General features: G+C 72.8%; 27 protein-coding genes. 16 read left to right on the top strand and 11 right to left on the bottom strand.

The window, feature by feature from the left end; all coding sequences use genetic code 11:
- Nucleotides 1-99 precede the first annotated feature (99 nt).
- From FHU33_RS10495 to FHU33_RS10475, 5 genes are read left to right on the top strand one after another with little or no spacing between them, the layout of a single operon-like run.
- On the top strand, nt 100-1,116 hold the full coding sequence (locus FHU33_RS10495; RefSeq protein WP_142025316.1) for a tripartite tricarboxylate transporter substrate binding protein: 1,017 nt from the start codon (nt 100-102) through the stop codon (nt 1,114-1,116).
- Nucleotides 1,113-1,748, top strand: coding sequence for a tripartite tricarboxylate transporter TctB family protein (locus FHU33_RS10490; RefSeq protein WP_142025315.1), 636 nt, complete (start codon nt 1,113-1,115; stop codon nt 1,746-1,748). Before FHU33_RS10495 ends, FHU33_RS10490 begins: the two co-directional genes overlap by 4 nt.
- A 12-nt stretch (nt 1,749-1,760) precedes the next feature.
- Nucleotides 1,761-3,278: a tripartite tricarboxylate transporter permease gene (locus tag FHU33_RS10485; RefSeq protein WP_142025314.1), complete on the top strand. Its 1,518-nt coding sequence runs from the start codon at nt 1,761-1,763 to the stop codon at nt 3,276-3,278.
- Nucleotides 3,275-3,664 (top strand): universal stress protein, encoded by a 390-nt coding sequence (locus tag FHU33_RS10480; protein WP_142025313.1) that lies wholly within the window; start codon nt 3,275-3,277, stop codon nt 3,662-3,664. Before FHU33_RS10485 ends, FHU33_RS10480 begins: the two co-directional genes overlap by 4 nt.
- A gap of 25 nt (nt 3,665-3,689) precedes the next feature.
- Complete coding sequence (locus FHU33_RS10475; RefSeq protein WP_142025312.1) at nt 3,690-4,070, top strand: nuclear transport factor 2 family protein; 381 nt, start codon at nt 3,690-3,692, stop codon at nt 4,068-4,070.
- Nucleotides 4,071-4,074: 4 nt separating this feature from the next.
- Here the strand turns inward: FHU33_RS10475 and FHU33_RS10470 are convergent, their stop codons facing one another.
- From FHU33_RS10470 to FHU33_RS10445, 6 genes are all read right to left on the bottom strand, one after another.
- Nucleotides 4,075-4,911 carry an ABC transporter permease gene (locus FHU33_RS10470; RefSeq protein WP_142025311.1) on the bottom strand — a complete coding sequence of 279 codons (837 nt, stop codon included), beginning with the start codon at nt 4,909-4,911 and terminating at the stop codon, nt 4,075-4,077.
- Nucleotides 4,908-5,888 (bottom strand): ATP-binding cassette domain-containing protein, encoded by a 981-nt coding sequence (locus FHU33_RS10465; protein WP_142025310.1) that lies wholly within the window; start codon nt 5,886-5,888, stop codon nt 4,908-4,910. The genes FHU33_RS10470 and FHU33_RS10465 overlap by 4 nt, the downstream gene beginning before the upstream one ends.
- Before the next feature lie 110 nt (nt 5,889-5,998).
- Nucleotides 5,999-6,190 carry a helix-turn-helix domain-containing protein gene (locus FHU33_RS25770; RefSeq protein ID WP_342778640.1) on the bottom strand — a complete coding sequence of 64 codons (192 nt, stop codon included), beginning with the start codon at nt 6,188-6,190 and terminating at the stop codon, nt 5,999-6,001.
- A gap of 50 nt (nt 6,191-6,240) precedes the next feature.
- Entirely contained in the window at nt 6,241-6,864 is a 624-nt protein-coding gene (locus FHU33_RS25405) for a DUF2975 domain-containing protein (protein ID WP_211355064.1), read from the bottom strand.
- A gap of 106 nt (nt 6,865-6,970) precedes the next feature.
- Complete coding sequence (locus FHU33_RS10450; protein WP_142025308.1) at nt 6,971-7,513, bottom strand: DoxX family protein; 543 nt, start codon at nt 7,511-7,513, stop codon at nt 6,971-6,973.
- A gap of 95 nt (nt 7,514-7,608) precedes the next feature.
- Entirely contained in the window at nt 7,609-9,099 is a 1,491-nt protein-coding gene (locus FHU33_RS10445) for a GGDEF domain-containing protein (protein ID WP_142025307.1), read from the bottom strand.
- A 206-nt stretch (nt 9,100-9,305) separates the two neighbouring features.
- Here FHU33_RS10445 and FHU33_RS10440 point away from each other — a divergent pair, with 206 nt between their 5' ends.
- The 5 genes from FHU33_RS10440 to murD all read left to right on the top strand — a co-directional run bounded on the left by FHU33_RS10440 (nt 9,306) and on the right by murD (nt 13,426).
- On the top strand, nt 9,306-9,776 hold the full coding sequence (locus FHU33_RS10440) for a heme-degrading domain-containing protein (RefSeq protein ID WP_142025306.1): 471 nt from the start codon (nt 9,306-9,308) through the stop codon (nt 9,774-9,776).
- A 70-nt stretch (nt 9,777-9,846) separates the two neighbouring features.
- Entirely contained in the window at nt 9,847-10,326 is a 480-nt protein-coding gene (locus tag FHU33_RS10435; RefSeq protein ID WP_142025305.1) for a MarR family winged helix-turn-helix transcriptional regulator, read from the top strand.
- On the top strand, nt 10,326-10,772 hold the full coding sequence (locus tag FHU33_RS10430; protein WP_142025304.1) for a DUF5313 family protein: 447 nt from the start codon (nt 10,326-10,328) through the stop codon (nt 10,770-10,772). Before FHU33_RS10435 ends, FHU33_RS10430 begins: the two co-directional genes overlap by 1 nt.
- A 61-nt stretch (nt 10,773-10,833) precedes the next feature.
- Nucleotides 10,834-12,153 carry a MurL-like N-terminal domain-containing gene (locus FHU33_RS10425; RefSeq protein ID WP_142025303.1) on the top strand — a complete coding sequence of 440 codons (1,320 nt, stop codon included), beginning with the start codon at nt 10,834-10,836 and terminating at the stop codon, nt 12,151-12,153.
- On the top strand, nt 12,128-13,426 hold the full coding sequence (murD, locus tag FHU33_RS10420; RefSeq protein ID WP_142025302.1) for a UDP-N-acetylmuramoyl-L-alanine--D-glutamate ligase: 1,299 nt from the start codon (nt 12,128-12,130) through the stop codon (nt 13,424-13,426). Before FHU33_RS10425 ends, murD begins: the two co-directional genes overlap by 26 nt.
- Before the next feature lie 313 nt (nt 13,427-13,739).
- On the opposite strand, the gene FHU33_RS10415 is transcribed toward murD, so the two are convergent.
- On the bottom strand, nt 13,740-14,207 hold the full coding sequence (locus tag FHU33_RS10415) for a winged helix-turn-helix transcriptional regulator (protein WP_142025301.1): 468 nt from the start codon (nt 14,205-14,207) through the stop codon (nt 13,740-13,742).
- An 83-nt stretch (nt 14,208-14,290) separates the two neighbouring features.
- On the opposite strand from FHU33_RS10415, the gene FHU33_RS10410 reads away from it, so the two are divergent.
- The 3 genes from FHU33_RS10410 to FHU33_RS10405 all read left to right on the top strand — a co-directional run bounded on the left by FHU33_RS10410 (nt 14,291) and on the right by FHU33_RS10405 (nt 15,631).
- Nucleotides 14,291-14,821 carry a GNAT family N-acetyltransferase gene (locus FHU33_RS10410; protein ID WP_142025300.1) on the top strand — a complete coding sequence of 177 codons (531 nt, stop codon included), beginning with the start codon at nt 14,291-14,293 and terminating at the stop codon, nt 14,819-14,821.
- A gap of 17 nt (nt 14,822-14,838) precedes the next feature.
- Entirely contained in the window at nt 14,839-14,982 is a 144-nt protein-coding gene (locus FHU33_RS24945; RefSeq protein WP_170182405.1) for a hypothetical protein, read from the top strand.
- A gap of 223 nt (nt 14,983-15,205) precedes the next feature.
- Nucleotides 15,206-15,631, top strand: coding sequence for a class I SAM-dependent methyltransferase (locus FHU33_RS10405; RefSeq protein ID WP_142025299.1), 426 nt, complete (start codon nt 15,206-15,208; stop codon nt 15,629-15,631).
- A gap of 99 nt (nt 15,632-15,730) precedes the next feature.
- Here the strand turns inward: FHU33_RS10405 and FHU33_RS10400 are convergent, their stop codons facing one another.
- Nucleotides 15,731-16,306: a class I SAM-dependent methyltransferase gene (locus FHU33_RS10400; protein WP_142025298.1), complete on the bottom strand. Its 576-nt coding sequence runs from the start codon at nt 16,304-16,306 to the stop codon at nt 15,731-15,733.
- Nucleotides 16,307-16,651: 345 nt separating this feature from the next.
- Between FHU33_RS10400 and FHU33_RS10395 the strand changes: the two genes are divergently transcribed.
- The 3 genes from FHU33_RS10395 (at nt 16,652) to FHU33_RS10385 (ending at nt 19,096) form a co-directional block, all read left to right on the top strand.
- Nucleotides 16,652-16,855, top strand: a complete 204-nt coding sequence (locus FHU33_RS10395) for a cold-shock protein (protein WP_089334648.1) — start codon at nt 16,652-16,654, stop codon at nt 16,853-16,855.
- Nucleotides 16,856-16,965: 110 nt separating this feature from the next.
- Nucleotides 16,966-18,651 carry a ribonuclease J gene (locus tag FHU33_RS10390; RefSeq protein ID WP_142025297.1) on the top strand — a complete coding sequence of 562 codons (1,686 nt, stop codon included), beginning with the start codon at nt 16,966-16,968 and terminating at the stop codon, nt 18,649-18,651.
- 241 nt (nt 18,652-18,892) lie between these two features.
- Nucleotides 18,893-19,096 carry a hypothetical protein gene (locus FHU33_RS10385; RefSeq protein ID WP_142025296.1) on the top strand — a complete coding sequence of 68 codons (204 nt, stop codon included), beginning with the start codon at nt 18,893-18,895 and terminating at the stop codon, nt 19,094-19,096.
- 23 nt (nt 19,097-19,119) lie between these two features.
- Here the strand turns inward: FHU33_RS10385 and FHU33_RS10380 are convergent, their stop codons facing one another.
- The 3 genes from FHU33_RS10380 to FHU33_RS10370 all read right to left on the bottom strand — a co-directional run bounded on the left by FHU33_RS10380 (nt 19,120) and on the right by FHU33_RS10370 (nt 21,378).
- Entirely contained in the window at nt 19,120-19,407 is a 288-nt protein-coding gene (locus tag FHU33_RS10380; RefSeq protein WP_142025295.1) for a DUF1905 domain-containing protein, read from the bottom strand.
- 80 nt (nt 19,408-19,487) lie between these two features.
- Nucleotides 19,488-20,351: a dioxygenase family protein gene (locus FHU33_RS10375; RefSeq protein WP_142025294.1), complete on the bottom strand. Its 864-nt coding sequence runs from the start codon at nt 20,349-20,351 to the stop codon at nt 19,488-19,490.
- Between the two features lie 55 nt (nt 20,352-20,406).
- A complete protein-coding gene (locus FHU33_RS10370) occupies nt 20,407-21,378 on the bottom strand; it encodes a quinone oxidoreductase family protein (protein WP_142025293.1) in 972 nt (323 codons plus the stop codon).
- Nucleotides 21,379-21,386: the final 8 nt, after the last annotated feature.

Genomic DNA, 21,386 nt, shown 5'->3' with positions numbered 1-21,386 from the left:
CAGGCATGATCTGGGCTCCATACGCTCCGCTGGTCCGGGCTGAGTGACGCCACTCACAGCCCCACACCAGCTGAAGAGCTGCTCGTAGAGGAGATCGACATGACCACCAACCACCGTGCGCGCCGCTGGGCGACGACCGGTGCCGGACTCGCTCTGGCCCTCTCCCTCGCCGCCTGTGGCGGCAACGTCGGCGGCGGCGGCTCGGAGGCCGAGGGCGAGGAGTTCCCCGGCGGCGACCCGATCACCATCTTCGTGGGACAGGACCCCGGTGGCAGCACCGACCTGATCGCCCGCGCGGCGGCCGAAGGCCTGTCCGACGAGCTGGGTGTCGCCGTCACCGTCGAGAACAAGCCCGGCGCCAACGGCGCGCTGGCCGCCCAGGAACTGGCCGGCGAGGAGGCCGACGGCCACACGCTGATGGTCTACAACGGCAGCCTGGCCTACATCACCCCGCTGGCGGTGGGCGAGGGCGAGGCGCCCGACATCGCCGACTTCGAGATCGTCACCGGCCTCTCGCTCGACGACTACGTCCTCGTCACCTCACCGAACTCCGGCTTCACGACGGTCGAGGACCTCGCCGCCGCCGGCCGTCCGATCACTTTCGGCACGACCGGTGTGGGCACCGGCAGCCAGCTCTCCCAGGAGCTGCTCTTCGCCCAGGCCGACATCGACGCCACCGCCGTCCCCTTCGACGGCGGCTCGCCCACGCTGACCGCCGTCCTGGGTGGCCAGGTGGACGTCGGCTCCATCCAGCTCGGTGAGGCCATCGAGCAGATCGAGGCCGGCGAGCTCACCCCGATCGTGACCTTCGCTGAGGAGCGTCCGAGCTACCTCCCCGACACCCCGACCGCGGTCGAGGCCGGCTACGACGTGCCGGTCCAGCAGTCCCGCGCGGTCTTCGCTCCCCAGGGCACGCCGGACGACGTCCTGCAGACCCTGCGCGAGGGCTTCCAGGCGGCGTTCGAGGACGAGGCGTACCAGCAGTTCAACGAGGACAACCTGCTCACCCCGAACGAGCTCGACGGCGAGGAGATCCGGGAGCGGTGGACCAACAACCTCGAGGAGTACCGCTCCGTGGTCGAGGAGTACGGCATCGACCTCGGTGGAGAGCAGTGAGTTCTGCGCACGACGGGGCTCACACCCCGGGGAGCCCCGGCGGCCGCACGGCCGCCGGGGCCTCCCCCCAGGGGGACGCCGGAGCCGCGTCCCCTGCCGGCTCGGGAACGGACGGCGACCGCACGCCCTCGACGCTGCACGACCTCGAGGACGCGGTCCACCAGTTCGAGCACGACGCAGAGCACCGCCCGCCGCCGGCGGGCACGGCCACGAATCTGGTCGTGGCCACCCTGGTCGTGGCGCTCGGGGCTGCCGCCCTGGTCGGCTCGCTCTCGCTCGGCGCCGGGAGCGCCGGCAACCCCGGCTCGGGCACCTGGCCGACGATCCTGAGCATCCTGATCGTGGTCCTGGGCCTCGCGCTGGCGGCCACCGCCCGCGGCACCTCCGACGCCGAGCGCTTCTCCCGCTCCTCCTGGCTGGTCCTGGCCGGCCTGGCGACGATGGTGGTCTTCGTCGCCGTCATCGGGGTCATCGGCTTCGAGATCCCCGCCGCCCTGCTCGCCTTCGTCTGGCTGCGCTTCCTGGGCGGCGAGGGCTGGCGCACGTCGGTCGTCGTCAGCCTCGGCGTGGTGGTCGCGTTCTACCTCATCTTCGTGGCGGCCCTCTCGGTCCCCATCCCGCACCTGTTCTGAAGGAGCGTCCGAGTGGACCTCGCCCCGGTGCTCGCCGGCTTCTCCGTCGTCCTGGAACCCACCAACCTGCTCTACTGCCTGATCGGCGTCGTCGTCGGCATGCTGGTCGGCGTACTGCCGGGCCTCGGGCCCGCCGCCACCATCGCGATCCTGCTGCCGATCACCATCGGCCTCGAGCCGGTGACCTCGATCATCATGCTGGCCGGGATCTTCTACGGCGCCCAGTACGGCGGCACGATCACCTCGGTCCTGCTCAAGCTGCCCGGCGAGGCGTCGTCGGTGGTCACGGTGTTCGACGGCCACGCCCTGGCCCGCCAGGGCAAGGCCGGCACCGCGCTGGGCATCGCGGCGATCGGCTCGTTCGTCGGCGGCACGATCTCGATCGTCGCGCTGTCGTTCCTCGCCCCCGTCGTCGCAGGTTTCGCCCTCGACTTCGGGCCGCCGGAGTACACCGCGCTGGCCCTCCTCGGCATCCTCCTGGTGGCGACCGTCAGCAGCGGCAGCCGGCTCAAGGCGGTCGTCGCCGCCTGCATCGGCCTGCTGCTCGCCACCGTCGGCCGGGACGCCTTCACCGGCGGTGAACGGTTCACCTTCGGCAGCCTGAACCTGGCCGACGGCCTGGACTTCGTGCCGATCGCGATGGGTCTGTTCGGCCTCGGGGAGATCCTCTACAACCTCGAGGAGCGGCACACCTCCGCCCAGGCGCCGGCGAAGGTGGCCAACGTCTGGCCCTCCCGCACGGACCTGCGTCGCTCCTCTGGTGCGATCGGCCGCGGCTCGGTGCTCGGCTTCGTCCTCGGGATCCTGCCCGGTGGTGGGGCGACCCTGTCCTCGCTGGCCGCCTACGCGGTGGAGAAGAAGCGGTCGAAGACGCCGGAGCGGTTCGGCAAGGGCGCGGTCGAAGGCGTGGCCGGCCCGGAGACGGCGAACAACGCCGCGGCGACGTCGTCGTTCATCCCGCTGCTCACGCTCGGCATCCCGGCCAACGCCACCATGGCCGTCATCTTCGGCGCGCTGCTCATCCAGGGCGTCCCGCCGGGCCCGCGGCTGGTCACCGATGAGCCGGAGCTCTTCTGGGGCGTCGTCAACTCGATGTACGTCGGCAACATCCTGTTGCTGATCATGAGCATCCCGCTGGTCGGCCTCTTCGTGAAGATCCTGCGGGTCCGGCCGGCGATCCTCGCCCCGATCACGGTCCTGATCACGCTGATCGGCGTCTACACCGTCAACAACAGCGTGTTCGACATCATCCTGGTCATCGTCTTCGGCCTGCTCGGCTACCTGATGAAGAAGGTCGGCTTCGACCCGGGACCGCTGCTGCTGGCCTTCGTCCTCGGCACCCTGCTCGAGGACTCGCTGCGCCGGTCGCTGCTGATCTTCGACGGCGATGCCTTCGAGTTCTTCGCCCGACCGATCTCGGGCACGCTGCTGGTGATCTTCCTGCTGGTCGCGTTCCTGCCGATGATCCGGTCCGCCCTTCCCCGCCGGCGTCAGGCCGAGCACCGGAGCGACACCAAGGAGCTGGTATGACCGTCCTGGTCGGCTACGTCCCCACGCCGGAGGGCGACGCCGCCTTCTCCGCGGCCCTGCAGGAGGCCCGGCGTCGCAGCGAACCGCTGGTCGTCCTCAACTCCCCCCGCGGCGGTGCACCGGTCAGCGTCGACGCCGCACCCGACGACGCCGTCCGCCGGATGTCCGAGCGGGCCGAGGCCGACGGCGTCGCGCTGGAGCTCCGGCGGACCACGCACTCCGGCGAGGCGGCTGACGAGATCCTCCGCGTGGCCCGGCAGGTCGACGCCTCCGTCATCGTGATCGGCCTGCGGAGGCGGTCGCCGGTCGGCAAGCTCCTCATGGGCAGCAGCGCCCAGCGGATACTGCTCGACGCCGACCGTCCCGTGCTGGCGGTCAAGCCCTAGGCCCGGCCCGACTAGCGTGCCCACCATGACCGATGACGTCGTCGCCGAGGTGCTGGCCGCGGAGGACCGCCGCTACGAGGCCCTGCTGGGCCCGGACCTGCCGGCGCTCGAGCGGTTGTTCCACGACCGGCTCAGCTACGCGCACTCCAGCGGCGTCCGCGACACCAAGGCCGAGTACCTGGCCAAGATCGGGAACGGTTACTACGACTACTCGCGCCTGGACCACCCGGTGGAGCGGGTCGACGTCCTCGGTGACACCGCCGTCGTCGTCGGCCGCATGAACGCCGACCTGCTCGTCGAGGGCACGCCGAAGACGCTCGACGTCCTCGCCCTCGCGGTGTGGACGAGGGACACCGGCGAGTGGCAGCTGCTCGCCTACGCGTCGACTCCCCTGCCGCGGGCCTGATCCCTCATCGACTCCGGTAGAGCCGGGTCGTGATCGGCAGGAAGATCGCGGCCAGCGCGGCGGCGACGGCCAGGGAGATCACGATCGCCTCGCCGTCCGGGGTGCCGTCCATCAGCGAACGGCACGCCGTCGCCAGGATCGAGATCGGGTTGACCTCGACGAAGGCCTGCAGCGGCCCGGGCAGGGTCGCCGGGTCGACGAAGACGTTGGACAGGAAGGTCAGCGGGAAGATCGCCATGAAGCCGGTGTTCATCACCGCGTTCGGCGACCGCAGCAGCAGGCCGAGCACCGAGAAGACCCACGACAGCCCGAACGAGAACACCACCACGAGCGCCAGGGCCGCGACCGCGCCGGCGAACCCGGCGTCCGGGCGGTACCCGAGCGCGACGCCCACCACGATGATCACCGTGCCGGCGACGACGTACCGGACGCTGTCCCCGAGCAGTGCTCCGAGCAGCGGGGCCGGGCGCCAGATCGGCAGCGACCGGAACCGGTCCACGACGCCCTTCGTCAGGTCGGTGTTCAGCGAGATGCCGGAATACACCGTCGTGAACAGCACCGACATGACCAGCAGCCCCGGCAGCGTGTAGTCCAGGTACGCACTGGTGGAGCCGGCGATCGCCCCACCGAACAGGTACGTGAACATCAGCAGGAACATGACCGGCGTGATCGTGACGTCGACCAGCTGCTCGGGCACGTGCTTGACCTTGAGCATGCCGCGCCAGCCGAACGTCAGCGCCGTCGACAGGGCCCCGGGCCGCGGCGGGCGGGCGGTGGTCGCGATGGCCTTGCGGACGGCGGCGGTGTCGGCGCCGTCGGTCACCGAGGTGGCGCTGCTCATGACGGCTGCTCCTCGAGCGTCGGGTCGTGCTCCTCGGCCAGGTGACCGGTGAGCGCCAGGAAGACCTCGTCCAGGCTGGGCTGGCCGAGGGAGAACTCCGCGATGCCGAGCCCGGCGTGGGCCAGCGCGGCCACGCCGTCCGCGGCCCTGGCCGCGTCCGAGCAGGACACCGACAGGGCGGCCGGGTCGGGCTCGAGGACGACGGCGCCGACGGCGCGCTCGAGGATGCCGGCGGCCTCGGGACGACGGTCGGCCTCCAGCAGCCGCACGTGCAGCCCGCCGGCGCCCACCGACGCCTTGAGCTGCCCCGGCGTGCCCTCGGCGATCACCCGGCCGCGGTCGATCACGGCGATCCCGTCGGCCAGCTGGTCGGCCTCCTCCAGGTACTGGGTGCAGAGCAGGATCGTCGTCCCGCCCGCCTGGAGTGCCCGGGCGATCTCCCAGACCTGCCCACGCGAGCGCGGGTCCAGGCCGGTGGTCGGCTCGTCGAGGAACATCAGCCGCGGCGTGACGACGATGCTGGCGGCGATGTCCAGCCGCCGGCGCATCCCGCCGGAGTAGTGCTTCACCAGCCGGCCGGCCGCCTCGGCGATGCCGAACGCGTCGAGCAGTTCGTCCGCGCGGGCGCGGGACGCGGCGCGGGACAGCCCGAGCAGCCGGCCGAGCAGGATCAGGTTCTCCCGGCCGGTCAGCTCCTCGTCCACCGACGCCAGCTGCCCGGTCAGGCTGACCAGGCCGCGGACGGCGTCGCCCTCGGTGCCGATGTCGTGCCCCAGCACCCGGGCGGTTCCGGCGTCCGGCGGGATGAGCGTGGCCAGCATGCGGATGACCGTCGTCTTCCCCGCCCCGTTGGGCCCCAGGACCCCGTAGATGGCCCCCTCGGGGACGGCCAGGTCGACCCCGGCGACGGCGTGCGTGTCGCCGAACGACTTCGCCAGCCCCGTGGCCTCGATCGCGAGCGGTGCGTGGGTCGTCATCGGGCTCCTCACCTCGTCCCCCGCAGAACTGCTGTCCCCTGTCAGACGCAGGGTGCGCTCGGAAGTCATCGGTCGCCAGTGACTTTCTGCGCGCCGTCGCGGGGATCGGGTCAGCCGCGCGGGGCGACGTCCAGGAGGTCGCCGGGACGGCAGTCGAGGGCGTCGCACACGGCGGTCAGCGTGGAGAAGCGGACGGCCCGGGCGCGGTTGTTCTTCAGCACCGACAGGTTCACCACCGACACCCCGGCGCGGTCGGCGAGCTCGGCCAGCGTCATCCCGCGCTCGGCCAGCAGCACGTCCATGCGGCAGACGATGCGATGGCCGGCAGGGTCGGTGTCGGTGGAGCCGCCGGTCACACGAGCCCGTCGACGTCGTCGGCCATCGCCGCCCCTCGCCGGAACGCCTCCGCGATGCCCAGGACCACGATCCCGAGCAGCAGGGGTGTCCAGGTGAACGACGACCAGGTCACGAAGGGCGGGTCCCCGCGCACCTCCAGGTGGCCCAGGGCCGCCTGGGCGCCCACGTTGCGCAGCACCGGCGGGATGCAGCCGCCCACGACGACGGCACCGGCGACGACCGCGAGCCACGTGGCGTTGCGCCTCGCGAACGGCCGTCCCGCCCGGACGGTCCGCAGGACCTGGGCCAGTGCCAGCGCACCGACCGCGATCGAGAGGAGCAGCAGGGCGTCGCCCGACTGCGCGAGCAGCCGCACGTCCAGGGGCAGATCGGGGACGTGGAGCTGGACCGGTAGCAGGTTCCCGAGCAGGGCCGCTCCCTCGGGCAGGTCCAGTCGGTCGTCCAGGTCCAGCCGCACGCTGTTGCTCAGGTACACCGTCACGTCGGCCGCGTCCCGCGTCACCCCGGTGAACAGCACGCCGGCCGCGAGGAGGGCGGCTCCGGCTGCGACCAGGAGCAGCAGGACGGCATAGGCGCCCGCCGCGCGGGGTCCGAGCAGGGGCTTCACCGTCGTCTGCATGCGCCGGACCATAACGACGATCGTTACGTCCGACACCGCATGACGCGCGGTCGCGCCAGAAGGCACCCGTCCGCGGCGGACGGGTGCCTTCTGGCGCGAGGGCAGCTCAGGCGGCGCGTCGCTCCTCGGCCCGCCGGCTGTACCAGCCGATCAGGACCAGTGCCGCGGTGATCAGCACCAGGTTCTTCACCACGAACTCGCCGTCGGCGGTGAGCTCCAGCGGGTTGGACGTCCACATGAGCTCCGACGCCGTCACGAACGTGAGGAACGTGCCGGCCAGGTGCCCGCAGAGCACGAGCAGGGTGATGCGGGGCAGCACACCGGCTGCCAGCGCCAGCCCGAGGACGATCTCGACGACGCCGAGCGCCGGCACGCTGAGGTCGGCGTCGATGAAGGGCAGCGTCTGCGCGATCAGGTCGTACACCGGGCTCGAGCCGACGAGCTTCAGGGCGCCGAACCACACGAACACGACCGCGAGGGCCAGCCGCAGCAACGTCGGCGCGATGCGCTGGTTCACCTCCACGGCACGGTCCACCAGGGCGGCTCCGGGCAGGCGCGGCGCCGGGACGGCGGGTTCGGCTCCGGTCGGCGACACCTCCGCCGTCCGCTCCATCAGGGCCGTCGACTGCGGCGTCCCGACCATGGTCATCTCCTCTCGTTCCGGGAGGCCGCACCCGTCGCGCGGCCGTCGGGAAGAAGAGACGCGGAAGCCGACGGAGATACGCCGGTCCCCGTGCGAGCGCGTCAGCCGCGCAGGGAGTCCGTCTCCGTCCGGGAGGACCGCGGCCCGGTGCGTCGGCGGGAGCGCACCGCCTTGTCGGCGTACATGCGGAGGTCGGCCGCGTGCAGCAGGGCGGCCGGGTCCGCGCCGTCCTCGGGGCCGAGTGCCACCCCCATGCTGACTCCGACGCCGGCAGTGCCCATGCCCTGCTCCACGGCGGCGCGCAGTTCCTCGGCCACGCGCACGCACTCCGGTTGGCCGGACACGCCGGTCAGGACGATGCAGAACTCATCACCCGCGAGCCGGGCGACGAAATCCTCGGTCCGCGTGGCCGTCCGGAGGTGCCCGGCGAGTTCGACCAGCAGGGCGTCGCCCGCCTCGTGGCCCTGCTCGTCGTTGACGGCCTTGAACCCGTCGAGGTCGAGGAAGACCAGACCGACGTGGCCGCCGTGCCGGCCGGCCCGCGCGAGTTCCCGGTCGAGATGGAGCACCAGGGCACCGCGGTTGGGCAGGCCGGTCAGGGCGTCGGTCCGTGCCTGCTCCTCGACCCGCCGGTGCAACCGGGCGTTCTCCAGCGCGTGACGGGCCGCGGTGGCCAGACCCGAGAGGACGCGCTCCTCGGTCGGGACGCCGACCTGCGCGACCCCGCTCCGGGCGACGAGCCACGACGCTCCGTCGCCGACCGGCACCCCCACCTGATCCGGACCCGGGGGCTCCCCCCGGATCGTGACCCCGCTGCGCGGCAGCAGCCGTGCGGCATGGGCGTGCAGGGCATCGACCACCTCGTCGTGGCGGAGGGAGAGATGCATGTCCTGCGTGGCCACTGCCAGGTCGTCGAGGAGATCGCGCTCGGCGGCCAGCTGCGCCTGTCGCCTGCTGAGCACGGCCAGCACGAGCAGCAGCGGCAGGAGCCGCCACCCCTCGGTCGGGTTCGGCATCAGCAGCGGCGCGACCGCGAGGCCCAGCACCGTGCCGGCCGTCTCCACGGCAGCGAGCTGACGGAGCCCCGCGCCGAAGTTCGGGACGAGCCGACCCCGCTCGATGCTCAGGAATGTCACGACGAGGACGTGGCTCACCGCACCGAACACGAGCGCGGCCACGGCTGCGGCGGTCAGCACGCCGGTTCCGCTGGCCTGCAGCGCCGCGGCGGTCAGCCCACCCGCGGCGGCCGCCGTGACGGACGAGGCGGCGTTGAACAGCCGGTTCGTCGCACTGGTGCGCAGGGTGAGGACCAGGCCGAGGGCCGCCGCGCTGCAGGCCAGCGCCGCGGCAGCCGGCGGGAGGACGGCGAAGGCGAGCACCCCGGCCGTCTCGCCGAAGGTCATGTAGGCCGCGCGGGCGCGACGGCCGACGGTCACCGGTGAGAACAGCAGGAGGGCGACGGCGGCGGTGACCACCGCGACGTCCGACGCGGCAGCCTGCATCGCCGGGAGCGCGCGCCACACGCCGATGCCGAGAGTGGCCGTCGCGAGCAGGACGAGGAGGCAGAGGAACGCGCGCGACCGTGCGTGCACCAGCCCGCCACTCCTCTCCGCCGCCCGCTCCGCAGCGAGCGGACCGTTCGAGCGAGCGGAGACTACTGGTTCCTGGACGGTGCGGTATCGGAGGGCACGTGCCGACGCGAGCGGCTCGCGGCCAGGCGGCGGTCAGCTGCGGGCCGCGCGGACGAGCGTCCGCACTGCCGGTACAGCCGCCACCCGTGGGGCGGTAGGAAGGCGGCATGACCGACGCCGCACCGTCCCTGGCCGAGCTCGCCGCCGAGGAGGAGGACCTCCAGTTCACCCGGTTCACCGCGGACGACGCCTGGGAGCTCGGATCCGCCCTGGTCGCCGGCGGGCGCGAGAAGGAACTGCCCATCGCCGTCGACCTCACCCGCAACCGGCACCAGCTCTTCCACGCGGCCCTGGCCGGCGCGACGCCGGACAACGACTCCTGGATCCGGCGCAAGACCCGCGTCGTGACCCGCTTCGGACACAGCAGCCTCTACGTGCGACAGGCCAGCATCGAGCGCGGGACCACGTTCGAGGCGGAGTTCGGCCTGGACCCTGCCCGCTACGCGGCCCACGGCGGTGCCTTCCCGATCCTCGTGCGCGACGTCGGTCCGATCGGCGTCGTCGTCGTGTCCGGCCTTCCCCAGGTGGAGGACCACCGCATGGTCGTCGCGGCTCTCCGGACGCAGCTCGGCCGTTGACGGAGCCTCGCCCCTCCGGCGTGGTGGACCGCACAACCGTTGGGGCACCAATGATTGGTAGCCTAACCGTGTGCCGCCCCAGCCACTCCCCGATCCCCTCGCCCTCGAGCACCAGGTCTGCTACGCGCTCTCGGTCGCCGCGCGCAACGTGGTCGCCGTCTACCGGCCGTTCCTCGAGCCGATGGGCCTCACCCATCCCCAGTACCTGGTCATGCTGGCGCTCTGGCAGCACGGCCCGCTGTCGGTCAAGCGGCTCAGCGGCCTGCTGCAGCTCGATCCCGGCACGCTGTCCCCGCTGGTCAAGCGGCTGGAGACCGGCGGCCTCGTGCGCCGTGACCGGGATCCGCGCGACGAGCGCTCGCTGGCCATCGCCCTCACCGACGCCGGCCGGGCCCTGCGCGACCAGGCCGAGCGCATCCCGGCCGGCATCGTCGACCGCCTGGGCATGGACGTCGGCGAGCTGACCGCCCTGCACGGCGCGCTCACCCGGGTCATCGCCGCCTCGCAACGGTCGCTGGAGCAGCCCGCCGTCTCCCGGACGGCGAGCTGATGGCCACCTCGGCCCCGGCGCAGCAAGTCGTGCGTCCCGGTCCGCTCCGGTGGTTCTGGTACGCCATGGGTGGAGCACTTCCTGCCCGCTTCAGCCCCTGGGTCCTGCACGACACGACGACCCGCACCTGGGCTCTGCGCCACGTCGCGCGCTCGATGGCCCAGCTGGCCCTGCCGATCGCGCTGGTGCTGGTGCTCGTCCCGGGCGAGTTCTGGATCCGTGGGATGGCGGCGCTCGGCGGCGTCCTCCTCGGGCTCTTCTTCTCCCTGGCCTACATGCCCGAGACGACCGAGAACCGGGTGAAGCGCGCCGGCTACCCCGCCGGCACGGCCACGGCCGCGCGGAACCGGGCGGCACAGGAACGCGAGGCCCGGGAGAGCGAACGCCGGCGCGCGGCCTCCGCCCGCCGGGCCGCTCGCTACCGCGCCCGCCAGGGGCGGCCGTGACGTGCACCGCGTCGGCTCGGAGCGCCGGAGCGATGGCGGCCGGCGGGTAGGCTCGACGGCGATGAAGCGCGATGACCGCCGTGGCGGGACGTTCACCTACGAGGGCGTGGACATCTCCCCCGCCACCGGCGAGATCACCTCGCGGTACTCCCTCGACGGCCGGTCCTTCCAGGAGGTCGTCCAGCTGCCCGCCGAGCTCGACTGGGACTCACCGGGCGTCGCCGCCGCGGCCCGCATCCTCTTCCTGCTGAGCGGCATCTCCTACTACAAGACCGCCGCGCCGCCGGTGATCGACCTCGGCGACACCCCCGTCACGAAGGACGAAATCGCCTTCCTGCGCGAGTTCTATCTCCAGGGCCTCGGCGAGTTCAGCTACGTCAACGACCTCCCGATCGACGACCTGCAGATCGTCGGTGGCCGCACCGACCTGGCCGAGCCGGTGCCGTGGCGGCTGCCCGAGGAGCGGCCGCTGATCCCCTTCGGCGGCGGCATCGACTCCGTCGTCGTCGTGGAAGAGACCAGGCAGCAGTTCCCCGACAGCAGCCTGTTCATCGTGGGCCGCTTCGACCCGATCGAGGACGCCGCGGCCGTCACCGGGCTGCCCATCGTCCGTGCGAGTCGCACGCTCGACCCGCAGGTGCTGCGGAGCCGGGAACTCGGCTTCCTCAACGGGCACGTGCCGGTCACCGGGGTGCTCTCGGCGATCGCCGTGGTCGCCGCCGTGCTCGACTACCGCAGCGCGGTGATCATGAGCAACGAGTGGTCCGCGTCGGCGCCGACGATCGAGGTGGACGGCCGCGGCATCAACCACCAGTACTCGAAGTCCCTGGACTTCGAGGCGGCCTTCCGCGGGCTGCTGGACTCCGTGCTGCCCGGATTCCGCTACTTCTCCGCCCTTCGGCCCTACTCGGAGCTGTGGGTCGCCGAGCGGTTCGCCGGGCTCCCCGAGTACCACCCGGTCTTCCGCAGCTGCAACCGCGCCTTCCACGTCGACCCGGCCAAGCGCGCCTCGGCCTGGTGCGGCGAGTGCGACAAGTGCGCGTTCATCGACCTGATCCTGGCGCCGTTCCTGCCCGCCGAGCAGCTGCGCGCCGTCTTCGGCGGCCGCGAGCCGCTGGACCGCACCGAGATGCTCCCCCGCTTCCGCGGGCTGCTCGGCGACACCGCCGCCACCAAGCCGTTCGAGTGCGTCGGCGACGTCGGGGAGTGCCGCGTGGCCCTAGAACTGGCCGCCGCCCGGCCCGACCGCGCCGGCAACCCCGTCCTCGCGCAGCTGCGCGCGGAGCAGCCGGCCGCGCCCGGCCCGACGAACCGGTACTTCGCCCCGATGGGCGAGCACTTCATCGAAGCCCCGTATGCCGCCGACGATCTCCTGGTCTGACCTGCGCGACCGCAGGGTCGGCGTCTGGGGGCTCGGGGTCGAGGGCCGCGCGAACCTGCGCAAGCTGGCCGCGCTCGGCGTCGCTCCCCAGGTCATGGTCGACGACGCACCCGCCGGGGACGACGTCGTCGGTACCGAGGCCGGCGGGCTCGAGGCTCTCGCCGGCTGCGACGTCGTCGTGAAGTCGCCGGGCATCTCCCGGCTGCGGGAGGACCTCCAGGCGCTGGAGGAGGGCGGGACGCCCGTGGTCGGCGGGCTGGGGCTGTGGCTGGCCGAGGCCGACCGCGACCGGGTCCTCTGCATCACCGGGACCAAGGGGAAGAGCACCACCACCGCCATCGCCGGCCACCTCGCCACGGGGCTGGGCCAGCGGGTGCTGCTGGGCGGCAACTTCGGCACCGCGCCGTGGGATCCCGAGGCGCCGCAGGACGTCGACTGGTGGGTGGTGGAGACGTCCAGCTACCAGGCCACCGACGTGGCGCTCGGCCCCGCCGTCGTCGCGGTGACCTCGCTGAGCCAGGACCACCTGGACTGGCACGGAGGCATCCAGAACTACTTCGGCGACAAGCTCTCGCTGTGCCGGCGCCCCGGGGTGCGGCAGGTGGTCGCCGACGGCGACAGCCCGCTGCTCCGCGAGCACGCCGACCTGCTGGGCCCGACCGTGCAGTGGATCTCCGCCGGCGACGACCCGGGCTGGACCACGGGCCTGGGCCTGCTCGGCGAGCACAACGTGCGCAACGCACTGGTCGCCCGCGCCGGCCTGGTCGCGCTCGGCGTGCCGGGCGCCGACGACGACGCGCGGATCGCGGCCGCGGCGCGCGACTTCGCGGGTCTCGGCAGCCGGCTGCGCCCGGTCGGCCGGGTGGACGGCGTGGAGTTCGTGGACGACAGCCTCTCGACCAACGTCCTGCCCACCCTCGCCGCCGTGGACGCCTTCCGCGGGCGGCGGGTCGCCCTGCTCGTCGGGGGCCACGACCGCGGCATCGACTACGCGCCGCTGGCGGACGGCCTCACCGGCCGGGCCGGCCTGCTGGCGATCTGCCTGCCCGACAGCGGACCGCGGATCGCCGCGGCGCTGCGCACCGGCGCACCGGACGTCGAGGTCCGCGAGGTGGCGGACCTGCCGGAAGGAGTGCGGGCCGGCTTCGAGTGGGCGCGTCCGGACGGCGTGGTGCTGCTATCCCCCGCCGCGCCGAGCTTCGGCCGGTACCGCAACTACGAGGAGCGGGCCGCCGACTTCGTGCGCACGGTGGAGTCCCTCACCCTGAGCTGAGTACGGCAGCAAGGTGACTTCCGGGTGGGAGGGTCCCCGCCCGTCATGACATGCCGCCGCTTCCGGGGCCGAGATCACCGTGCCGAGTCCCGCAGCGCCCTGTTGGCATGCATGTTGAGCCGCTCCAGCGGACGTTGAGCCGCACCCTGACATGGCTCAACGTCCGCTGGAGCGGCTCGACCTGCTCTTCACGAGCACCCCCGAAGGGGCGCGGGACCGCACGAGCGTGGAGAACACCGCGAGACTCCAACGCGACCGGGATCCGCGGGACTCGAGGGGCATTTCCCACCCCGAGGTCACCCTGCTGCCGAACTCACCCTGAGCTGACGGCGGTCGACCGCGCGATCGCCCGGACCTCACGAGCACCGGACAGCTCGTGGCCGTCCGCGCAGACGATGCCGAGGTGCACCGGCGCCCCGCAGTCCCGGTGCTCCAGCTGCAGCGGCGCGACGCCGTCGTCGGCCAGGTACTTGTCGCCCCATTGCATGAGGGCCACCAGGGTCGGATAGAGGTCGATCCCCCTGGCCGTCAGCCGGTACTCGTGGCGCTGCCGCTCGCCGTCGGCCTGGTAGGGCACCCGCCGCAGCACGCCCTGCTCCACCAGGGTGGCCAGCCGGTCGGTCAGCACGGCCTTGGGGGCGCCGAGGTTGCGCTGGAAGTCGGCGAACCGGCGGACGCCGAGAAAGGCCTCCCGCAGCACGAGCAGGCTCCACTTCTCCCCGACCACGGCCAGGGTGCCGGCCACCGAGCATCGGGACCGGTCCAACGAGGCGTCGCTCACACCAGCAGTCTAACCGGGCTGGGTTCACTTGACGAACCGCGAAAGGCGGAGCACAGTTCGTCTTGCGAACCCAGGAGGCCGGGATGGACATCACGGTGACGACGAGGCCGGTGCGGCCCGACGACGCGGCGCTCTTCTGCCGGCTGTGGCCGCGCCTCTCCCCCGAGACCGTCTACCGCCGCTTCCACGCCCCGGTGCACCGGCTCCCCGAGGAGACCGTCCGCCGGCTGGTGACCGTCGACCACGACCTGCGCGAGGCCGTCGTCGCCGTGGTCGGCGGCGAGGTGGTCGGGGTCGCCCGCTACGACCGCCCGCCCGGCGCTCCGGCAACGGCCGAGGTCGCCGTCCTGGTCGAGGACGCCTGGCAGGGCGCCGGGGTGGGCCGGCAGTTGCTCGCCTCGCTCACCGACCTGGCCGCCCGCCGCGGCGTCCGCACGTTCACCGCGACGGTCCAGCCCGACAACCGGCCGGTCCTGGGGCTGGTCCGACGACTCCTCCCCGGCTCGATCGTCACGGCCGACGTCGACGTGCTGTCCGTCACCAGCCCGCTGGACCCCGCGCCGGTATCCGCCGCTCCTCGCCCCGACTCCCTGCTCACGACCGCATCCCACTGAGAACGAGAGGTTCCGCCATGTCCCGCCTGCACACCACCTTCGCCAGCCGCCGCGCCACCCGGCGCCACCTGCGCGAGGAGCGCGCCATCGCCCGCGCGTGCGCGTCGGCCCCCACCGTGGAGTCCGCGCACGAGATCGCCGCACTCTCCACCCGTCGCTGATCCACCCCGGCCGGCGCGCGCACGAGCGGTAACAGGCGCGCGCCCGGCCGCCAGCGTCCGACCGTGGACGTCTGGTCCAGCGGCGAGAGCTACGAGGCCTACGTGGGCCGGTGGAGCCGGCTCGTCGCGAGCCGGTTCCTGACCTGGCTCGAGGCGTCCGTCGGCGCCCGGTGGGTGGACGTCGGCTGCGGCACCGGCGCGCTGACCGACGAGATCGGAGAGCCTGACCGCGCCGTCGGCCGTCGTCGGTCTCGACCCCTCCCTGCCCTTCGTGTCGCACGCCGCGCGCACCGTCCCCGATCCGCGGGCGTCCTTCGCGGTGGGCGACGCCCGGGCGCTGCCGGTCGCCGACGGCTGGGCCGACGCCGTCGTCGCCGGGCTGATGCTCGACTTCGTCGCTCAGCGCACCGCGGCGCTCGCCGAGATGCGGCGCATCTGCCGCAGCGGTGGGGTCGTCGCCGCATACGTGTGGGACTACGCCGGCGGGATCGGGATGCAGCTGATCAGCCGGTTCTGGTCCGCGGCGGCAGGCCTCGACCCGGCGGCCCGACTCCAGGCGGAAGACGTGATCGTCGTCCAGACGGTCTTCCCGGACGCCGACCGGCTGTGGGCGCCCTTCCTCCAGGGCACCGGCCCGGCGCCGGCCTAGGCGGACGGCGCAGCGCAGCCGGCGGTGTGCGCCGATGCGCAGATCCGGCGCCCGGAACTGCGCATCGGTGCACATCACCGGGCGGCGACCGGCGGAGGGTCAGTCGCCGTCGGGGCGCAGGCGGCAGGCGAAGAGGAAGGCCGGGGGCACGTTCAGCGGCGAGATGCGACGCCGCACCGACGCGAACAGCCGGCGCAGCTCCGACTGGATGAGCGGTGAGTACTGGATGACCAGCGCGACGCCGTCGGGACCGAGCGCACCGGGCAGCGACTCGAGGATGCGACGGCGCAGACCGGGCTCGAGCGAGGTGAAGGGCAGGGCGCACACCAGCACGTCGGCCCGCTCCTCCCCCAGGTGGTCCGGAAGGTGCTCCGCGGAGTCGCACACGACCTCCAGGCGCGGGTCGGCGAACCGTTTCCGCAGCACCTCGGCCAGGCGCGGATCGATCTCGAGGGCGACCAGGCGCGCGTCCGGGCTCATGCGGGCCAGGATCTCGCCGGTCTGCGAGCCGGTCCCGGCTCCGAGTTCCACGACGAGCTTCGCCCCGGGGACGTCCCCCATGTCGAGCATGTCGCGCACGGCGAGCCGAGAGGTCGGCAGGATCGCCCCGACCTGGCGGGGGTTGGCGGCGAACGCGCGGAGGAAGCGGAGTCGATCGGCCAGTTGCTGGTTCATGCAGCCCTTCCGGAGCCCGGTGGAGCGGGCCCGGCACCCAGCTCTCCGCAGCACGATGGCACGGAGGCGCCCCGTACGCAGCTCCCCACACCGTGTCCCGGCCCCAGGCGCGCCCCTCCGACGGGTGAGCCACCTGCCGGTGGACGAGCTGGTCGGGCCCGCCGTCCCCACGAGAGCCGCGGACAGCGTAGGATCCCCCCTGGTCGCTGTCGTGCCTCTGCTTCGTTCTTGAACGTCCGCAGTCGTCTTCTGCCTGACGTTCCTCTCGGTCCTGCCGGTGGTGCAGCGACCCGGGGACCAGCAATCTGCCGGTTCTCGACACCCCCAGCACGGAATGAGAACAGCATGGCTCAGGGCACTGTGAAGTGGTTCAACGCGGAGAAGGGCTTCGGGTTCATCGCCCAGGACGGCGGCGGCGCCGACGTCTTCTGCCACTACTCCGCCATCGTCTCGGACGGCTACAAGTCGCTCGACGAGGGCCAGCAGGTCGAGTTCGACGTCACGCAGGGCCAGAAGGGCCCCCAGGCGGAGAACGTTCGCCCCATCTGATCCACCGGGACGGGGGTCACGGCGCATCGCGCCGTGGCCCCCGTTCTGCTTTTCCGGCCCCGGCTGCCCATGTCGCCGGGCCGCCGGTGGAGCGCCGTAACGTTCACCGCATGAGTCGCACGCACCCTGAGCTCCGCACCCCGCCGCCCCTGCCCGACGGCGGCCTGCGCGTGATCGCCCTGGGTGGCCTCGGCGAGATCGGTCGCAACATGACCGTCTTCGAGCACGCCGGCAAGCTGCTGATCGTCGACATCGGCGTCCTCTTCCCCGAGGAGCACCAGCCGGGCATCGACGTGATCCTCCCCGACTTCACCTCGATCCGGGACCGGCTCGACGACGTCGTGGCGATCGTGCTGACCCACGGCCACGAGGACCACATCGGCGGCGTGCCCTACCTGCTGCGGGAGCGGGCCGACATCCCGCTGGTGGGCTCGAAGCTGACCCTGGCGTTCATCGAGGCCAAGCTCAAGGAGCACAAGATCCGGCCGGTCACCGTCGAGGTGGCCGAGGAGGACCTGGCCGATTTCGGGCCGTTCGGCCTGGAGTTCCTCGCCGTCAACCACTCGATCCCCGACGCGCTCGCCGTCGCCATCCGGACCTCGGCCGGCCTGGTCCTGCACACCGGCGACTTCAAGATGGACCAGTTCCCGCTGGACCGCCGGATCACCGACCTCCGCGGCTTCGCCCGGCTCGGCGAGGAGGGCGTGGACCTCTTCCTCACCGACTCGACCAACGCCGAGGTGCCCGGCTTCACGACGTCGGAGGGCGAGCTCGTCCCCGCCATCGAGAAGGTCTTCCGCACCGCTCCCCGCCGCGTGATCGTCTCCAGCTTCGCCAGCCACGTGCACCGCATCCAGCAGGTGCTCGACCAGGCCCACGCGCACGGGCGCAAGGTCGCGTTCGTCGGCCGGTCGATGGTCCGCAACATGGGCATCGCGCGGGACCTGGGCTATCTGAACGTGCCCGACGGCCTGGTCGTCGACATGAAGGTCCTGGAGAAGCTGCCGGCCGACCAGGTCTGCCTGATCTGCACCGGCTCCCAGGGCGAACCGATGGCGGCGCTGTCGCGCATGGCCAACCGCGACCACGTCATCCGGATCACCGAGGGCGACACCGTCCTGCTGGCCAGCTCGCTCATCCCGGGCAACGAGAACGCGATCTACCGGGTCATCAACGAGCTGACGCGCTGGGGCGCCAACGTCGTCCACAAGGGCAACGCGAAGGTGCACGTCTCCGGCCACGCCAGCGCCGGCGAGCTCGTCTACTGCTACAACCTCGTCCAGCCCCGCAACGTGATGCCGGTGCACGGCGAGTGGCGGCACCTGCGGGCCAACGGCGACCTGGCGATCCGTACCGGGGTGCACCCGAAGGGCGTCGTGCTCGCCGAGGACGGCATCGCCGTCGACCTGGTCGACGGCAAGGTGCGGATCACCGGCAAGGTGCCGGCCGGCAACGTGTACGTCGACGGCCAGACCGTCGGCGGCGCGACGGAGGCCCACCTCAAGGACCGGCGCAACCTCGCCGAGGAGGGCGTGATCACCGTCGTCGCCATCGTCGACGCCGACACCGGCATGCTGGCCGAGCCGCCGGACTTCCTCGCCCGGGGTTTCGTGCACGACGAGACGACCTTCGACGCGGTCGCGCCGTTGGTCGAGAAGGCGCTGGCCAAGGCCGCCGAGGAGGGCGTCGGCGGGGCGACGCAGCTGGAGCAGCTCATCTCCCGCGCCGTCGGCCAGTGGGCGCACCGCACCTACCGGCGCAGCCCGATGATCATCCCGATCGTCATCGACGCCTGACCGGCGTCGTCACCACCGACGCCGCCGTCCTTCCGGTCGGGTCGCCGTCCTCACGCTGCACCGTGGGGACGGCGCCCCGGAGCCGAGGGCGGCGATCCGGTGCGACCTGGCGGGAACGCGGTCACCGCAGCGGGCGTTGTCGACTGCACGGCCGCCTTCAGATGCGCTCCCGCGCTGCCGATACTGCCGATGGCCCGGCCGCGTCGAGTGGCGGTGCCGATCACGCGACCCAGGAGGGGCGATGGACTACTTGCGCCGCATGCAGATGGAACGGCCCGTCCTCTTCTGGGTGGTGCTGCTGGTCGCCTTCATCGTCGGCTTCCAGCTGCTGTTGTTCGTCGTCGGGCTGTTCCTGGGGCCGTTCGGGGTGCCGTCCTGGGTGCCGCTGGTCGTGGTCCTCGGCATCCTCGTCGCCGTCGCGCGCCGACAGCAGCGGTCGCGGTAGTCGGTCTCACCGGCGTGGGCGGCTCAGCCCAGCCGCTCGTCCAGGTGGACGGTGACGACGTCGCCGGCGCGCTTCCCGATCGCCATCCGGACGTCGGCCTTCAGCGGCAGCTTGTGCGTGCCGTCGCCCAGCGCCATGAAGGAGCTCTCGAACGGGTGCCCGTCGACCCGGCCGCGCACCTTGACCAGGCCGCGGGTGCCGAAGTACTCGGCCGACCCCGGCATCTGGACGTAGGTCCAGCCGCCTCGCGCCGGGCTCTGCACCAGTGCTGCGGTGAACTCGGCGTCCAGCGGTCCCTGCTTCGACGTCATGGCCCGACCTCTCCCTCGCACCGACGGTTCTGCCGGGACGACCGTCGGCCCAGGCAGAACTCATCGGTGCCGGCCGCGGATCAGCCCCGCGGTTGCAGGACGAAGTCGTAGCGCGCCTCGAGCCACGGGACCTCGGAGGTGCCGCCGTCGGGCGTGGGTCCCGGCTCGCGCTCGTCGAAGCGGACCACGAGCTCCTGCTTGGTCCCGAAGACGACGTCGCTGTCGAGGTACTCCGCGCCCTCCTGGAACAGGTGGGTGATCAACGGCTCGAAGCCGGGCTCGGCGATCAGGAAGTGGATGTGCGCCGGGCGGAAGTGGCTGATCTCCGTGCGCGCGATGAGGTCGCCGACCGGACCGTCCATCGGGATCGTGTAGCCCTTCGGCGCGAGCGTGCGGACGCAGTAGCTGCCGTCCTCGCGGGCCGCGTACTTGGCGCGCAGCCGCGCCTCGTCGACCTCGCCCAGCTGGGCCTCGTAGACGCCCTCGTCGTCGGCCTGCCAGACGTCGAGCACCGCCCCGGCCACCGGCGCCCCGGCCAGGTCGCGAACGATGCCGTGCACGTAGAGCGGCACGCCGGCCAGACCCTGCGACATGTCCTGGCCGAAGCCCAGTTCCGGGGAGCCCTCGATGTGGAACGGGCCCAGCACGGTCGCCGGGGTGGCCGCCGGATCCAGCCGGTGGTTCATCTGGACGACGAGCATGGAGAGGCCGAGGACGTCGGAGGCGAGGATGAACTCCTCCCGCTTCTCGTTGCTGATCGTGCCGGTGGCGGTCAGCCACTGCACCGCCGCCATCCACTCCGCCTCGGTGAGCCGGACCTCCCGCGCGAAGTCGTGCAGGTGACGGACCAGCGCCGTCATCAGCTCCGCCAGGCGCGGGTCCTTCGCCGTGGCCCAGCGCTCCACCGCCAGGTCGGTGATGTTGTCCTCGGTGACCAGCTGCACGGCTTCCTCCTGCGGTGTGGTGCGGCCGGCAGGCGCCGGCCGCGGAGCGGTCGGGTCAGGGTGTCAGGACCAGGCGGGCGGTGGCCTGCCCCGCGGCCTGGCGGGTCCAGGCTCCGGACACCTCGGCGAGCGGCAGCACCTCGTGCGCCACGGCGATGCGGCCGTCGGCGGCGTGGCGGCTCACCGCCGTCAGCGCCTCGGCCCGCTCCGCGGGGGTGAGGGCGTTGTTCGTGTAGCCGAGGAGCGCAGCCGTTCGGCTGCGCAGCACGGCCGAGGAGAACTCCGCGACGTCGCCCGACGCGCCGCCCAGGTTCACCAGCCGCCCGCCGTCGGCCAGCACCCGGGAGGCCGCGGTGGCGGCGACCCCGAACACCGGGTCGACGACGACGTCCGCCCGGCCGCCGCACGCGTCGGCGAGCCGGCCGGTGAGCGCGTCGGCGTTCCCCTGCAGCGGCACGACCGCGTCGGCGCCCAGCTCGCGGGCACGCTGCTGGGAATCCGCCGACCGGCACACGGCGACCACCCGGCCTGCGCCGAGCACGCGGGCGGCGCCGATCGCGGCCTGACCGACGGCCCCGCCCGCGCCGAGGACCAGCACCGTCTCGCCGGACCGCAGCCGGGCGCGGGCGGTCAGCACCCTCCAGGCGGCCACCGCGGACAGGCCCAGCGCGGCCAGGTGCACGTCCGGGACGTCGGCGTCCACCGCCACCAGGTCGGCGTCGGCCACCGAGCACCGCTCGGCGAGGCCACCGTCACCGGGCGCCATCCCGGCGCTGGTCGCGAACCAGACGCGGGTGCCGGCCGGCAGTGCCGCGGACTCCTCGACCACCCCGACCCCCTGCACCCCGGGCACGTAGGGGACGGCGGGACGGCCGAAGTACGAGGTCCCGGAGGCGGCGAGCTGGTCCAGCGGCACGATCGGCGCCGCCGTCACGCGGACGACGCTGCGACCGCCGGCCGGGGCGGGATCGGGGTGCTCGGCGCAAGCGGGGGCGTCCCCCGGTGTGGACAGGACAGCAGCGCGCACGTCGGCGT

The sequence above is a fragment of the Blastococcus colisei genome (genome assembly GCF_006717095.1).
GTDB lineage: Bacteria > Actinomycetota > Actinomycetes > Mycobacteriales > Geodermatophilaceae > Blastococcus_B > Blastococcus_B colisei.
Note: the sequence above shows the minus strand (reverse complement) of the source record. Positions and strands in the feature narration are given on the sequence as shown.